The 15360-nt window shown below is 64.8% G+C and carries 11 protein-coding genes; 7 read left to right on the forward strand and 4 right to left on the reverse strand.

Annotated elements, in window-relative coordinates:
- Positions 1-10: 10 nt before the first annotated feature.
- Complete coding sequence (locus RTCK_RS14150) at positions 11-907, forward strand: DMT family transporter (RefSeq protein ID WP_142593272.1); 897 nt, start codon at positions 11-13, stop codon at positions 905-907.
- Between the two features lie 36 nt (positions 908-943).
- On the opposite strand, the gene cckA is transcribed toward RTCK_RS14150, so the two are convergent.
- On the reverse strand, positions 944-3544 hold the full coding sequence (gene cckA, locus RTCK_RS14155; RefSeq protein WP_142593273.1) for a cell cycle histidine kinase CckA: 2601 nt from the start codon (positions 3542-3544) through the stop codon (positions 944-946).
- 216 nt (positions 3545-3760) lie between these two features.
- On the opposite strand from cckA, the gene RTCK_RS14160 reads away from it, so the two are divergent.
- Complete coding sequence (locus tag RTCK_RS14160) at positions 3761-4669, forward strand: flagellar biosynthetic protein FliO (protein WP_142593274.1); 909 nt, start codon at positions 3761-3763, stop codon at positions 4667-4669.
- Positions 4670-4735: 66 nt separating this feature from the next.
- On the opposite strand, the gene RTCK_RS14165 is transcribed toward RTCK_RS14160, so the two are convergent.
- Positions 4736-7297 carry a methyl-accepting chemotaxis protein gene (locus RTCK_RS14165; RefSeq protein WP_142593275.1) on the reverse strand — a complete coding sequence of 854 codons (2562 nt, stop codon included), beginning with the start codon at positions 7295-7297 and terminating at the stop codon, positions 4736-4738.
- Positions 7298-7561: 264 nt separating this feature from the next.
- Here RTCK_RS14165 and RTCK_RS14170 point away from each other — a divergent pair, with 264 nt between their 5' ends.
- Genes RTCK_RS14170 through mobB form a run of 4 tightly spaced genes read left to right on the forward strand, consistent with a single transcriptional unit; the run spans position 7562 to position 10867 of the window.
- Complete coding sequence (locus RTCK_RS14170) at positions 7562-8473, forward strand: DMT family transporter (RefSeq protein ID WP_142593276.1); 912 nt, start codon at positions 7562-7564, stop codon at positions 8471-8473.
- A gap of 32 nt (positions 8474-8505) precedes the next feature.
- The gene (locus RTCK_RS14175; RefSeq protein ID WP_142593277.1) at positions 8506-9732 is read left to right on the forward strand and encodes a multidrug effflux MFS transporter; all 1227 of its coding nucleotides are present in this window, start codon (positions 8506-8508) and stop codon (positions 9730-9732) included.
- The gene (mobA, locus tag RTCK_RS14180; protein ID WP_142593278.1) at positions 9729-10352 is read left to right on the forward strand and encodes a molybdenum cofactor guanylyltransferase MobA; all 624 of its coding nucleotides are present in this window, start codon (positions 9729-9731) and stop codon (positions 10350-10352) included. Before RTCK_RS14175 ends, mobA begins: the two co-directional genes overlap by 4 nt.
- Entirely contained in the window at positions 10349-10867 is a 519-nt protein-coding gene (mobB, locus tag RTCK_RS14185) for a molybdopterin-guanine dinucleotide biosynthesis protein B (RefSeq protein WP_142593279.1), read from the forward strand. The genes mobA and mobB overlap by 4 nt, the downstream gene beginning before the upstream one ends.
- Before the next feature lie 72 nt (positions 10868-10939).
- Here the strand turns inward: mobB and RTCK_RS14190 are convergent, their stop codons facing one another.
- Positions 10940-12313, reverse strand: a complete 1374-nt coding sequence (locus RTCK_RS14190; protein WP_142593280.1) for a class II 3-deoxy-7-phosphoheptulonate synthase — start codon at positions 12311-12313, stop codon at positions 10940-10942.
- Positions 12314-12597: 284 nt separating this feature from the next.
- Between RTCK_RS14190 and RTCK_RS14195 the strand changes: the two genes are divergently transcribed.
- Entirely contained in the window at positions 12598-13956 is a 1359-nt protein-coding gene (locus RTCK_RS14195; RefSeq protein WP_408004547.1) for a vWA domain-containing protein, read from the forward strand.
- A 9-nt stretch (positions 13957-13965) separates the two neighbouring features.
- On the opposite strand, the gene gor is transcribed toward RTCK_RS14195, so the two are convergent.
- Positions 13966-15354: a glutathione-disulfide reductase gene (gene gor, locus RTCK_RS14200; RefSeq protein ID WP_142593281.1), complete on the reverse strand. Its 1389-nt coding sequence runs from the start codon at positions 15352-15354 to the stop codon at positions 13966-13968.
- Positions 15355-15360: the final 6 nt, after the last annotated feature.

The following is a 15360-nucleotide window of genomic DNA, read 5'->3' on the forward strand; positions in this document are numbered from 1 at the left end:
CCGGGAGCAGATGTCCGTGCCGATCCTTTCCGCCGCCGCTCCGATGCGGGAGCAACGCATGGCACTGGCCTGCCTGGTCCTGGGAGGCATCGCCATCGGAGCCTCCCCGATCTTCGTCAGGCTGTCGGAGGTGGGACCGGTCGCAACCGGCTTCTGGCGGCTCGCCCTTGCCCTCATTCCCCTGTCGCTCTGGAGCGGAATAGCAAGGAACCATGACGAAGCCGCTCCCGCCGGCTTGCGGGACTATGTTCTTTTGATCCTCCCCGGCCTGGCATTGGCGATCGATCTCGTGGCCTGGCATCTCTCCCTGCACATGACGTCGGTGGCGAACGCGACATTGCTCGCGAACCTCGCACCCGTCTTCGTCACGCTGATCGGCTGGCTTGTCTTCAGGACCGCAGTCTCGCGGATATTCCTCCTCGGCCTGGCGCTGGCAATCGCGGGCGTCGTGACCCTCAAGGGCGGCCCTGCGGCCTTGGGAGACGGTGAGCTGCTCGGCGACGCCATCGCAACCTTCGCCGCCGTCTTCTATGCCTGCTATATCCTCGCCATCGGCCGCCTGCGCAGCCGGTTCGGAACGAACCGCATCATGATCTGGAGTTCGGCCTCGGCAGCGCTCGCGATCCTGCCGTTCGCCCTCTACTTCGAGGGGAACATCCTGCCGCACAGCCTGTATGGGTGGGGTATCGTTGCGGGGCTCGCCTTCATCAGCCATGCCGGCGGCCAGGTCGCGATCACCTATGCGCTTGCCTATCTGCCGGCCGCCTTCTCGTCGCTCACCCTTCTCCTGCAACCAGTCGTGGCCGCCATCCTGGCCTGGTGGATCCTGGCAGAAGCGGTCAATCCGTTGCAGGCGTTGGGCGGAGCAGTGGTACTCGCGGGAATTCTCGTCGCCCGACGGGGCTGAGGTCGGACCCGGCCCCGCTCTGCAACCCGCTCTCCGTTAGCCGTCGAGCATCTCGCGGACAGCGACCGCCAACTGCTTGAGCGAGAACGGCTTGGGCAGGAAGCCGAACTTCGCGTCTTCCGGCAGGTTGCGGGCGAAGGCGTCCTCCGCATAGCCTGAAACGAAGATGAACTTCAGGTCGGGGTATTTCTTGCGCAGTTCCCCCAGAAGCGTGGGCCCGTCCATTTCCGGCATCACCACGTCGGATACGACGATGTCGACCTTCCCTTCGAGTTCGTCCATGATCTCGAGTGCCTCTACCCCCGATCCGGCTTCGTGAACGGTGTAGCCGCGCGTCTCCAGCATCCGTTTGCCGCCCCGGCGTACGGCCTCCTCGTCCTCGACGAGCAGAACGACCGCGGAGTTTCCCGTAAGGTCCACCGGCTCCCGCGCCGGTACGGCGGGCGTCTCAGGCGCGGACGCCTCGCCATTCGCCGACGGAGCCTCGGCCGCCGGCGCCTGCACCTCGGCGACATGCCGCGGCAGGAAGATGCGGAAGCTGGTCCCCTGCCCGATCTCGGATTCCGGATAGATGTATCCGCCCGACTGCTTGACGATGCCGTAGACCATGGAAAGTCCGAGACCGGTGCCCTTGCCCACTTCCTTGGTGGTGAAGAACGGCTCGAAGATCTTGTCCATGATCTCCGGCGGGATACCCGTTCCCGTATCGGAGACCTCGATCATGACGAAATCCTCGACGGGAAGGTCCGCCTGCGGATACTGCGTCGTTTCCTCCGCCGTCACATTGCGCGTCTTGAGGAGAATCCGGCCGCCCTCGGGCATCGCGTCGCGGGCATTGACGCAAAGGTTGATCAGTACCTGCTCGAACTGCGACAGGTCGGTTCGCACCGGCCACAGATCCCGACCGTAATCCACCTCAAGCTTCACATTGGTGCCGGAGATCAGCCGGTCGACCAGCATCCGAAGATCGCCCACGACGTCGGTCAGGTTGAGGACCGCCGGACGCATCGTCTGCTTGCGCGAGAAGGCGAGGAGCTGCCGCACCAGCACCGCGGCACGGTTGGCATTGCGCTTGATCTCCATCAGGTCGGCAAAGCTCGCATCGGAGGGCCGGGCCTGGAGCAGCAGATGGTCCGACGAGAGCAGGATGGCCGTCAGCACGTTGTTGAAGTCGTGCGCGATGCCGCCTGCCAGCGTTCCCACCGCGTTCATCTTCTGGGTCTGCGCCATCTGGGTCTCAAGCGCCTTCTGCTCCGTCGTCTCGACGGCATAGACGATCGCGACCTCTTCCGGGGCCTCGTCGCTCTCGTCGATCACCGCATTGACGTAGAAGCGGATATAGCGGCTCTCGTCGCCGGGGTAACGGCAGTCGATCGGCGCGATATCCCCCTGCTTGTCCTTGGCGGCAGCGAGCGCATCCATCAGCGGCTGGCGAGCCCCTTCATGAATGATCGCCTCGAGATGGGCACCGGCATCGACGTCATCGCGTGATACGACCCCGGCGAACAGCCGCAGGAAGGGGGCATTGATGCGCAGGATCTTGCCGTTTCCGTCGACGGACGCAATCGCCATGGGCGTGTTGTTGAAGAAGCGGGTGAAACGCATCGCCGAGGCCGACTGGTCGCCTTCCGCACCAGGTTGGCGCGCCAGCACGATCGTCCGGCTTTCGCCCGGCGCGCCGTCCCGCATCGAGGTGACGCAGTGCAGCAGCCGGACAGGCACGCTCTGGCCGTTGGTGCGCCGCAGGTCGAGATCCAGGGTCTCGGTGCGCTGCAGCCCCGGCGCCGCCTGCACCGACTGGATGAGAGCCATGCCTTCGCCGGCCACAAGGTCGGCAATGGAGAGCGAACGCGGCACGAACTTGGTCAGGTCGATGCCCAGCCACTCGGCCAGCGTGGCGTTGATGTAGAATATCTCCCCCTTGCGGCCGGCCGAAAAGAACCCGGCCGGCGCATGATCCAGGTAGTCGATGGCATTCTGCAACTCGCGGAAGAAGCGTTCCTGGTCGTCGCGCTCCGAGGTGATGTCGGTGATCTGCCAGATGTCGTACTGGCTTCCCTTGCCTTCGCTTTCGCGCAGGTAGCGCGCCTTGAGGCGATACCAGTGCGCGCCGGATCCGTTGCCGGTGGCACGGCCGAGCGGCTGGGGGAGCCGGAACTCCTCGTGCCCTTCGCGCCCCTCGCGCAAGCCGTTGACCAGCCGGTACAGAGCCTCGCTGGATTCGCGATGGCGCGCCAGGAGCGGCTCGAGCGGCTGCACGGCGCTCGTATTGGCGGCGCCGGTGAGCCTGCCATAGGCGGCATTAGCATAGACAGTCCGCCCCTTGGCGTCCGTCACCAGGATGCCGTCGGGGTGGTTGGCGATGAAGCCGCGCGCAAGGGTGTCGGAGCGCGACTGCGGCATTACCTCGATGAAACCGATCACGGACGACACGAGGAAGAATATCCCGACCATCGCAAGAATGCCCAGGATGCCCAGAACGATCTCGTTGTCGAGCGCGCCCTGGAACAGGACGAAGGCTGCGGAAGCGCCGATCAGCACCAGGGCGAGCAGAAGGATCCGGATGATGGTACCGGTGCGGCCGCTCCGCTCGACCAGTGGCACCTCGTAGTTGCCGCCTTGCTGCAACTTCGTCATCAACCCCTCACACTCTTGGCCGCCGGTCGGCGCACGCCATGGAACTTCCGGCAGATTGCCGCGATTCTCTCTTAGCAAGTTGTGGATGAAGCCAAAAGCGCGAGCAGGCAGAAAAGCCGGGATAGAGCAGCCCCGTCCGTGGATGTGGCAACAGCATGCTTGCGCTCCGGTAGAAAGTCCGCCTCTAATTCGCCGAGACAGGCAAGGAGTAGTGCGATGATCGAGGAATTCATGGGCGCCTATGGAGGCCGGCTGCTGGTCGCCGTCGTGGGCGTGGCGATCGGCCTCGCCTGCCTGGCTGGCGTGCTCTGGCTGGTCCGCGGCCGTTCCGGCCCCTCGCCCTTCGTGCGCGGCGGCAAGAATAGACAGCCGCGGCTTCAGGTTCTCGATGCCGCCGCCGTCGATACCAGGCGGAGGCTCGTGCTGGTCCGGCGGGACGATACCGAACATCTCATCATGATCGGCGGTCCGACGGATATCGTCATCGAGAGCGGTATTTCCGCCGAGCGCCGCTCTCCCCTACCCGCGACGGAGCCCCCGGCCCTGCCGGCGGAGGCGCCTGCGGTCGCCCCACGGGCCGCTCCCCGTCCGGCACCGGAGATACGTCGCGAGCCGCTGCGGCCGGTGGTGGAAACGCCCCCCACCGGGCATGCGGCGCCCGCTGCATCCGTCGTAGCGGTCGAGGCGCCCGTTGTCGCCCCCGTCCTTGCCCCCGAGGCGCCGCGCGGACGGTCTCCCTCCCCACCCCCGACGTCAGCCCCCGACACCACCTCGGCTCCCTACGCCTCGTCTGCCCAGCCGATCCGGCGTGAGCCGGTCCTGGAAGAGGCCGCCGACATCCTCGATGCAGCGCGCCACAGGGTCCTTCAGGGGCCTGCCGTCCCGGTGCCGAGACAGTCCCCGGAGCCCGCGGCACCCCAGGCCGAGGCACCGGTTGCTCTCGGCAGCGATTTCGAGCGGATCCTGGAAGAGGAGATGGCGAGCAATCTTGCGGCCCGCGAGCGCGAGGCGCTTGCGCCGCGACCGGCGGACAAGCCGCCGCTGACCGGCGCCACGCCCGAACCCTCGCTGCAGGCCGAAGTCGCGCGGATCTTCGGCGAGATGTCTGTCACACGGGAGAAATGATGGTGGGCCGTATCTGAAACGGAAGGCCGGCCGCTTCCTGCCCGGCCTTCCCGTTTGCTCCTGTAATCAGGCGGCCCGGATCGGGCTGTAGGTATCGTCGCCCGGAAGGAGTTCAGACGAGGATGCGGCCCCGTTTTCCGTCTTGAACCGGTCGATCTTCTCCGTCAGGACGCCCACGCGCTGGCGCAGCCCGTGGATCTCGGCATTGTTCTCCTCCACCATCGCGGCGTTCTGCTGGGTGATCAGTTCCACCTCCTGTACAGCCTGCGTCACCTCGTTGATCCCGGTCGCCTGCTCGCCTGTTGCGGCAGAGATGGCAGCAACGAGCTTTCGGACGTCCGTGACGTGCGTGATGATCCGGCTGAGAGCCTCTCCCGTCTCCTCGACGAGTTGTACGCCGTTGCTGACCTGGGTCGAACTGGCGGAGATGAGCCCCTTGATTTCGCGGGCCGCTCCGGCGCAACGCTGGGCGAGTTCGCGGACTTCCTGGGCGACGACGGCGAAGCCGCGTCCGGCCTCGCCGGCACGGGCTGCTTCCACGCCGGCATTCAGCGCCAGGAGATTGGTCTGGAATGCGATCTCGTCGATGACACCGATGATCGTTGCGATCTTCTCCGAAGAGCGGCTGATCTCGCCCATCGCACCGACCGCGCGGGACACGACTTCACCCGAACGAACCGCAAACTCCTCGGTCTCGTTCACGGAAGCCGCCGTCTGCCGGGCGCTGTCGGCCGTCGACCGCACCAGGTCGCCCAGATGCCGCAGCGCGCGGGAACTCTGTTCGAGCGCCGAAGCCTGCTGCTCGGTACGCCGCGCCAGGTCGTCGGCCGAGGCTGCCAGGTTGCCGGTTCCAACGTCGATTTCCTCGGTGGTCGCCCGGACATCGTCGAGCGTAGCCCGCAGCGCCTCCACCGCCGTATTGTAGGTCCTGGCCATGGGGACGAAATCGTCCGCAAGGCCTTCGTCCATGCCGCGTTGCAGATCGCCCTCAGCAAGCTGGGTCAGGGCATCCGACAGTGCCTTGAGCGCCGCGTGCTGTTCGGCGGCGATCCGGGCCCGCTCCTCCGCGCGACGCGCCGATTCAGCGCTCGATTGCTCCCGGGCGGCGGCGGCCTCCTGCTCCAGACGGATGTTCTCGAGCGCCGCATCACGGAACACGGTGACGGAACGGACCATGTCGCCGATCTCGTCACCTCGCTCGCGGCCTTCGATGCTGACTTCGAGATCGCCTTCGGCCAGTCGCTTCATCACGTCGGTGACGCGGCGCAACGGTCCTCGCAGCGTCTCCACAAGCATCAATCCGCCGGCGATCGCCAGCAGGGTACCTACGACCATCGCGACGACCGAGAGGTTTGCCGAGCGCTCGCTGTCCTCCTTGCCGACCTCCTGGGCCTGCGCGATGAAAGCCTGCAGGCCCGCCATCCCCTCCGACAGCGTGGCGGAGGCCTGGGCGCGGGCTTCGTTCCATTGCGTCTCGATCGCCAGCATGGACGCCGAGGCGTCTTCGATCGCCGCGAGCGGCGCCTCGATGTCGGTTGCGAAGGCGCTCATGGCAGAGTTCGCGTTCCCGAGCTCGGAGACCGTGGCGCTGGAGGTGCGAAGTGTAGCGATATCGTCCAGAACGACCTGTCTCGCCTCGTCCGTCCGCTGTGCGCCCAGGCGCTCCATGTGCAGCTGCAGAGCATCCCCCACAGTCAGGGCCGTCTCCACCTGGGCCAGCAGGTTCTTGAGGGTCGTGACATCGCCTTCGAGCGTCGCGAACCGCTCGGCGGCGTCGCCCGACTTCTTCAGGACATTCTGCTGCAACTCGCTCTGGAAGCGCATGAAGCCGCTCGCGGCAACCCGAAGGCTCTGCGCCTTCTCGGGCGCCGGCGCAGCGGATGTCGCGACCTTGAGAAGATCTTCCGCCGCGGCGTGGATCGGGGCGAGGCCCGCCATGACCTTCTCGCTCACCAGGGACTTGATCGGGTCGAACTCCGCAAGCAGCGTCTGGGCCTGCACCTCGGCTGCCTTGGCCGTACCCTCGTCGGAGCCCGCATTGCGAACGGCGCTCCTCAGATTGTCGATGCGCTCGGCGATGGATTTATAGGCGAAGGATTCGAAGAGGGCGCTTTTCGCGAAGCGCTCCTGCCCCTCGAACTTCTTGCGAAGATTGCCGAGCCGCTGATCCACGCCCTGCGAGATTTCCTTCACCGCCGCAAGATGGCCCGAAATCTGTTCGCGATTGGCGTCACGCTGCTGCTTCAGATCCCATAGGGCCTCAGTCCGCTCGCGCATTGCCGGCGCCAGCTTGGTCACCACGTCGATACGTTGCCGGTCCGCTTGGCTGACCAGCAGCCCCTCCAGCACGTTGACACCCTTTTCCTGCCGATCGATCGCCTGTTGCAGCGCCGCCAGGCTGATGTCGTCCGGCTTCTCGCTGAAGTTCTGCAGGCTGGCCTGCAGGTGCTCGAAATCGCCGATGTTCTCGATCGTCGCCCGGGTTACGGTCATGTGCCCGTTCAGCATGTTAGCGGTGTAGTAGCCCGCCAAGCCGACACCGGCGATCAGCAGCACAAGCGGCACGACGAAAAGCAGAACCTTGGTGACGATGCGGCGGCTCTGAAGAATACGGTCGATGAAGGACATGCGGACCCCGATGGAAATATTGCCCACCCTGCCTAAACATCTACAAGGCGGCCTGCCGAAGCTCCCGCATCATGCTGGATCGCCCCACACTTCACCATAACCTGTTGATCAACGGTTAATCGGAAAGCATCACCTTCTGCTGCCCAGAATTTGGTCAGCCACCGCGGATATAAACTGCCATTGAAGCCATCTCCAGGCCGAACTGGTCTGGCCGCACGGGGAACGATGCACTAAATCATCCCGCTGCACGGGAAGGAATCGTCAATGACATCGACAGAGAACTCGCGAGGCGCGCTTTACATGTCGCTCGCCATGGCTTCCTTTACCTGCAATGATGCCTTGGTGAAATCCGTCACCTCGTCGCTCAGCGTCGCCCAGATCATAATGGTTCGCGGCATCATGACGACGGTCTTAGTTTACTTCGTTGCCCGACGGCTGGGAGCGATCCGGCCCCTTTCCGTGATGCTGCAGCCGATGATTCTGCTTCGGACCTTCTTCGAGATCGGCGCCACCTTGACCTTCATCAGCGCACTCGGGCGGATCGACTTCGCCAACATCTCCGCGATCATGCAGTCCCTGCCTCTCGCAGTGACGCTCGGAGCAGCACTTTTCTTGGGCGAGCCCGTCGGCTGGCGCCGCTGGGCCGCGATCCTGGTCGGGTTCGTCGGGGTGCTGATCATCCTGAGGCCGACCGGTGACGGGTTCACATCGGCGTCGATCCTTCTGCTGGCGGCGGTGTTTTTCACCTCGGGACGCGATCTCGTTACCCGCCGCATCGTCGCGGATGTTCCCTCGCTGACGGTTACCCTGTTCACCGCCGCGGCGAATACGGTGGTGGGCGCGCTGCTGATCGCGCCGATGGGCGGCTGGCAGCCGATGGACCTGGAAACCTTCCTGCCCCTCGTGATTGCGGCGCTGCTCGTCTTTTCAGGCTATCAGGCCGTGATCATGTCGATGCGGACCGGCGAGATTTCCTTCGTGGCCCCCTTCCGCTACACCGGGCTGATCTGGGGCCTTGTGCTTGGCGTGCTGTTCTTCGGCGAACGGCCGGATGTTTTCGTATATTCCGGTGCCGCCATCATCATCGCTTCCGGACTTTACAGCTTCTACCGGGAAGGCAAGCGCCGGCGGGAGGCCATGGGCGGGGAAAGCCCGGCCTCGCCTCAGGCGGAATAGCCGATCGGAACCAGCGGATGACGGGAGCTAACTTGAGCAAGACGCGCTTTCTGGACAGAACGACCCCGCCGCATATCGCGACGCTGGTGCTGGCCGCCGGCCTGGCCGCGATGTCCATGAACATCTTCCTGCCATCGCTCGCCTCGATGGCGGAGCATTTCGGCACGAGCTATGCGGTGATGCAGTTCGCCGTCTCCGGCTATCTGGCAGGAACCGCCGCCATACAGATCGCCATCGGCCCCTTGTCTGATCTCTTCGGCCGTCGGCCCGTGCTGATCGGCGGCATCGTCCTTCTGCTGCTCGGCACGCTGATCTGCACCTTCGCCCCAAACGTGACGGTATTCATGTTGGGTCGGCTGATGCAGACGGGCGTGGTCGCCGGAATCGTCCTGTCGCGTGCGATCGTCCGCGACATGGTGCCGCTGGACGAAGCGGCTTCCATGATCGGCTACGTCACCATGGGGATGTCCCTGGTGCCGATGGTCGCACCGACCCTGGGCGGCGTGCTCGATGACCTCTACGGCTGGCAGGCGAGCTTCATGGCGATGTTCATCGCGGGCCTTGCCGTCCTGCTTCTCGTCTGGCGCGACCTTGGCGAGACCAACACGGCGCAATCGGCAAACGTCGCGGAACAGTTCCGCAGCTGGCCGCAGCTGCTGCGCTCCCGCCGATTCTGGGGCTATACGCTGACCGCCACGTTCTCCTCGGGCGTCTTCTTCAGCTTCCTCGGCGGCGCGCCCTTCGTCGGCAGTGTCATCTTCCGCCTGTCGCCCTCCGCACTCGGGCTCTACTTTTTCACGATGGCGGCGGGCTACATGCTCGGGAACTATTTCTCCGGCCGTTATGCCCGCCGCTTCGGAATAGGTCCGATGATGCTCTCGGGAAACATTGTCAACGTGATCGGCATCGGCATGGCCTTCGTGCTGGTGGCGTTGGGCGCCGGTCATCCGTTCGCCTTCTTCGGCCCCCTCTCCCTGATCGGCATCGGCAACGGGCTGACGCTTCCGAGCGCCAATGCCGGCATGGTCAGCGTGCGCCCCCATCTGGCGGGCTCCGCATCCGGACTGGGGGGGGCGATCACGCTCGGCGGCGGCGCGGCCCTTTCCGTCGTCGCCGGCTCGGTGCTCACGCCGGAAACCGGAACCGTTCCGCTGCTGGCCGTCATGGGGCTGACCGCCGTCGTCGCGCTCGCCGCCACGGAATATGTCCGCTGGATCGACCGCAGGGAAGGCGCATTGACGGGCGACGACGGAAGATGACACCCGCCGCGCCCCCCGCCCTGATCCTCGCCGGCGGCAGGTCGAGCCGGATGGGCAGGGACAAGCTTTTGCTCCCCTTCGGTGAGGACAGTTTTCTCGGTCATATCATGCGCCGGCTTGCGCCTCAGGTGTCGGGGATCGCGGTGAATGCTCCGCCGGGCCTCCCGCTGCCGACCGGCATAGAGGCCATACCGGACACCCTGCCGGGCCAGCCGGGTCCGCTTGCAGGCGTCCTTGCGGGCCTGCGCGATCTCGCCGGGAAAGCAGGCGAGCAAACACATCTCCTGACAGTCCCCTCCGATGCGCCTTTCTTCCCGGATGATCTTTGCGGGCGGTTGCAAGCCGCGCTCGTCGACGGCAAGACCGTCGCGGTCGCCGCTTCGGCGGGGCGGATGCACCCGGTCTTCGCGCTATGGCCCCTGGCGGTGGCGGACGATCTGGAAGCCTGGCTCGGCAATCCGTCCCATCGGCGCGTCTCGGATTTCCTCGCGCGTCACCGCGTGGAGACGGTCACGTGGGACATGCTCCAGACCCCGATCGGCCCGCTCGATCCCTTCATGAACGTGAACGCGCCGGCGGACCTGCAGGAAGCGCTTCGTTTTCTGGAGGTAGCGAGATGACACGCCCGCGCGTCTTCGGCATCGCCGGCTGGAAGAATTCCGGCAAGACCGGACTGGCCGTCCGCCTGGTGGAGGAATTCACCCGCCGCGGCTACCGCATCTCAACGATCAAGCACGCTCACCACGATTTCGACATCGATCGGGTGGGTGCCGACAGCTACCGCCATCGCCAGGCGGGAGCGCATGAAGTGGCGCTGGTATCGGGCACCCGTTTTGCCGTCATGCACGAGTTGCGGGGCGCTCCGGAGCCGTCCTTCGAGGACATCCTGGCGCGCCTGTCGCCCTGTGACCTCGTCCTGGTCGAAGGCTACAAGCGCGAGCCGGTCCCGAAGATCGAGGCCCGGCGGCGAGAGGCCGCCAAGCGCGAGCCCCTGGCGCCCTCCGATCCGCATATCGTGGCAATAGCGGCGGATCACCCGGTGGCGGATGGTTCCCTGCCCGTCTTCGATCTCGACGACACGGAGGCGATAGCCGATTTCATCGCCGCCGCCGCAGGACTGCCGCCCAGGCCATAACGCGGTCCGCAGGTCTATGAAAATACGAAGGGCCGGCGTGATGCCGGCCCCTCCCGATCATGAAGTCAAGGCTCAGCCGTTGACGACCATCCGCTTCTCGTCGCGGCCCGTCTTCATGCGCTCCGCCAGCAGGAAGGCGAGTTCCAGCGCCTGGTCGGCGTTGAGCCGTGGGTCGCAATGGGTGTGGTAGCGGTCCTGAAGATCGCTTGCCGTCACCGCACGGGCGCCACCGGTGCATTCGGTGACGTCCTTGCCGGTCATCTCGATATGGATACCGCCCGGATGCGTGCCTTCCGCCCGGTGGATCTGGAAGAAGCTCTCCACCTCGGAAAGAACCCGGTCGAACGGGCGGGTCTTGTAGTTGTTGAGCGTGATTGTGTTGCCATGCATCGGGTCGCAGGACCAGACGACCTTCCGGCCTTCGCGCTCGACGGCGCGGATCAGCTTCGGCAGGTGGTCGGCGACCTTGTCGTGGCCGAAGCGGCAGATCAGCGTCAGGCGCCCTGCCTCGTTTGCTGGATTGAGCGCGTCGATCAGTTCCAGCAGGTTGTCGGGCTGCAGCGACGGGCCGCATTTCAGGCCGATCGGGTTCTTGATGCCGCGGCAGTATTCCACATGCGCGTGGTCTGCCTGGCGCGTACGGTCCCCGATCCAGATCATGTGACCGGAGGTCGCGTACCAGTCGCCGGAGGTGGAATCGACGCGCGTCAGAGCCTCCTCGTATCCGAGGAGCAGAGCCTCGTGGCTCGTGAAGAAGTCGGTCTCCCGGAGGCTCGGATTGTTGTCGGCGCTGATCCCGATCGCCTTCATGAAGTCCATGGTTTCGCTGATGCGGTCAGCGAGCTTCTTGTAGCGTTCGCCCTGGGGGCTATCCTTGACGAAGCCGAGCATCCACTGGTGGACGTTCTCCAGATTGGCATAGCCGCCCATGGCGAAGGCGCGCAGGAGGTTCAGCGTTGCCGCAGACTGGCGGTATGCCATCATCTGCCGCTCCGGATTGGGAATGCGGGCCTCTTCCGTGAACTCTATGCCGTTGATGATGTCGCCGCGGTAGCTCGGCAGTTCGATGTCGCCCTGCTTCTCGATATTGGAGGAACGCGGCTTGGCGAACTGGCCCGCGATCCGGCCGACCTTGACCACCGGCTGCTGCGCTCCGAAGGTCAGCACGACGGCCATCTGCAGGAAGGCGCGGAAGAAGTCGCGGATCGTGTCGGCGCCATGCTCCATGAAGCTTTCCGCGCAATCGCCGCCCTGCAGCAGGAAGCCGTTGCCCTCTGCGACATTGGCGAGATGCTTCTTCAGTCGGCGTGCCTCGCCCGCGAAGACGAGCGGCGGGAAGGTGGCGAGCTGGGCTTCCGTGGCCGCGAGCGCCGCCGCATCCGGATATTCCGGAACCTGCTGGATCGGTTTCTGCCGCCACGTGCTCGGGGTCCAGTTCTGTGCCATGTCGCTCACCTGTCGCTGTCCGGACGCCTCGCCCGGCCGTGTCTCGAATTTGGGGCGGCTTATAAACCGTCCGATCCGACTTGCCTAGCATTTTAGCGCGGCCTGTCGTGCCGCTCCGCCTGACATAGGGAACGGCGGCGAGGATCCGTTAATCATCTTCGTTTCCCTTTTGCTGAGATAGTCCCGGCTATCTTCTCGGCATTCCGGCCGCATGACGCATGGCCGCGCCCACCGCCGCATGATGCTGATCGGTGATTTTGCATCATGTTTGAAGGAGGCAGCGCGTGCTCGCTTTGACGAAGCGTCTGTTGGCGGACCGTACCGGCAATTTTGGTGTCATGACCGCGCTTCTGGCGGTTCCGCTCACCGGCGCCGCCGGCCTGGCGATCGATATAAGCCACGCACTGTCACTGCGCACGCAACTCTATGCTGCCGCCGACGCCGCCGCCGTCGGCGCGATATCGGAGCAATCCCCGGCGGTGGCCGAGGCCATGGCCATGCAGGGCGACGGCACGATCACGGTGGGATCGAGCGATGCCCGGAACATCTTCGTCAGCCAGATGCATGGCGAAGCGAGCGAACTCCCGCTCAATCTGGAGATCGTGGTCACCAAGACAGGCGCGGTCATCGAGTCCCGTGTCGACTTCAGCGCGGTCATGCCGACGACCTTCATGAAGGTGCTGGGCAGGGAAAGCGTGACCATCGGCGGCACGGCAACGGCGCGCTACCAGACGCCGGCTTTCATGGACTTCTACATGCTGCTCGACAACACGCCTTCCATGGGCGTCGCTGCGACCAAGGACGACATCGCCCGTATGATAGACGTTACGGCGAACGGCTACCGCGGGCCGAAGAATACCGGGGCCGACAAGAAGTGCGCCTTCGCCTGCCACATCGTCTCCGAAAGCGGAGTGGCAGATCCCTACAGCTACTACAATGTCGCCCTCGCGGAGAAGATTCCGATCCGGATCGATGTGGTCGCGGAAGCGACGAAGGCGCTGATGGAGACCGCCAAACGCACTCAAACCGTGGACAAGCAGTTCCAGATGGCCGCCTACACCTTCGGAGAAACGGCCAAGGACGCGCAGCTCTTCGAGGTGGCGCAGATCACCCCCAACTTCGATACGGTGGCCGAGGCCACGGAGAAGATCAAGCTGATGAGCATCCCCTACCAGAACTACAACAAGGATCAGCAGACCAGCTTTGACGACGCTCTGGAGAGGATCGGGGACAAGATCACAGGTCTGGCCGGAACCGGAAACAGCGCCGCCGACCGCCAGAAGATCGTATTCATGGTTTCGGATGGGGTTGGCGATCACTATAAGCCCACTGGATGCACAAGCCCTAAGGGTATCGTTGACAACACCCCCGGGCGCTGCATCGAGCCGATCGACACCAAGCACTGCGACGACCTCAAGAAGCGAAACATCAAGATCGCGATCCTCTACACCACCTATCTTCCGCTGGAGGAGAACGATTTCTGGAGGAGGTGGGTGAAGCCGTTCGGCGACAAGATCGGCTCGAAGATGCAGGAATGCGCCAGCCCCGGCTACTATTTCGAGGTGTCCCTCGAACAAGGGATCGAGGACGCTATGAAGGCGCTCTTCCACAAGATCGTCAGCACGCCCCGCATCACCAGCTGAGGCGGAACGTCAGACGCGTTCCCCGTTGCGGACCCGGTAGCTCGGCGCGTACATCGTGACGAGTTCTTCCGCGGCGGTCGGGTGAACCGCCATCGTCCGGTCGAAGTCCTCCTTCGTGCAACCCGCCTTGAGCGAAATCCCGAGAAGCTGCGCCATCTCGCCCGCATCGTGCCCCAGCACGTGGGCGCCGACCACCTTGCGGCTTGCGGCGTCGACGATCAGCTTCATGATCATCTTCTCCGCACGGCCCGAAAGGGTGGCCTTCATGGGGCGGAATTCGGCCCGGTAGACCTCGACTTCCGGATAGCGCCTGCACGCTGCCTCTTCCGAGAGCCCGGCGGTGCCGATCTCCGGCTGCGAAAATACCGCGGTCGCGATCAGGTCGTGGTCCGGCTTCGTGGGATTGTTCCTGAACTCGGTCTCGATGAAGCACATGGCCTCATGGATCGCCACCGGCGTCAGTTGTACCCGGTCGGTGACGTCGCCAAGCGCGAAGATGTGCGGAACGTTGGTGCGCGAATAGTCGTCGACGACGATCGCCCCGCGCTCGTCTGTCGCGACGCCGGCGGCCTCCACCCCCAGGCCGGCGGTGTTCGGATCGCGTCCCAGGGCCAGCATCACCGCCTCCACGGCAAGGGTCCTACCCTCCAGCGTGCGTGCGACAAGCCCGCCTGACGGCGATTTTTGGACCTCCTCGATGATGTCGGTGCAGATGATCCTGATGCCCTTCTGCTCCATCGCCTTGTGGAGGCCCCGGCGCATGTCCTCGTCGAAGCGCGAGAGGATCTCCTTGCCCCGATAGATGAGGGTGGTTTCGACCCCGAGCCCATGGAAGATGTTGGCGAACTCCACGGCGATGTAGCCGCCGCCGGCGATGAGGATGGAGCGCGGCAGTTCCGGAAGGTCGAAGGCCTCGTTGGAGGTGATGCAGAGTTCATGGCCGGGCAAGGCCGCGTGCGGGTTCGCCGTTCCTCCCGTCGCGATGACGATCCGTTCGGCCGTGACCGTTCTGCCCGTCTTGACCAGCCGGATCGTATGGGCGTCGATGAGTTCCGCCCGTGTCTCGAGTATTTCTGCGCCGGCATTTTCCAGGCCGCGGCGGTAAAGTCCCTCGAGGCGGGCTATCTCGGCATCCTTGGCGGAGACGAGCTTCTTCCAGTCGAAGCTCGTCTCGCCCACGCTCCATCCGAAACCGGCCGAATCCTCGAAGTGCTCCGGAAATTGGGAAGCGTAGACGAACAGCTTCTTCGGCACGCAGCCGCGGATCACGCAGGTGCCGCCGAAACGATATTCCTCTGCAATGGCGACCCGCTTGCCCAGCGAAGCTGCCAGTCTCCCTGCCCTCACCCCTCCGGAGCCTCCACCGATCACGAAGAGGTCGTAGTCGAACGCGGTCATGCTGAG

Source organism: Pseudorhizobium endolithicum (assembly GCF_902153245.2).
GTDB lineage: Bacteria > Pseudomonadota > Alphaproteobacteria > Rhizobiales > Rhizobiaceae > Neorhizobium > Neorhizobium endolithicum.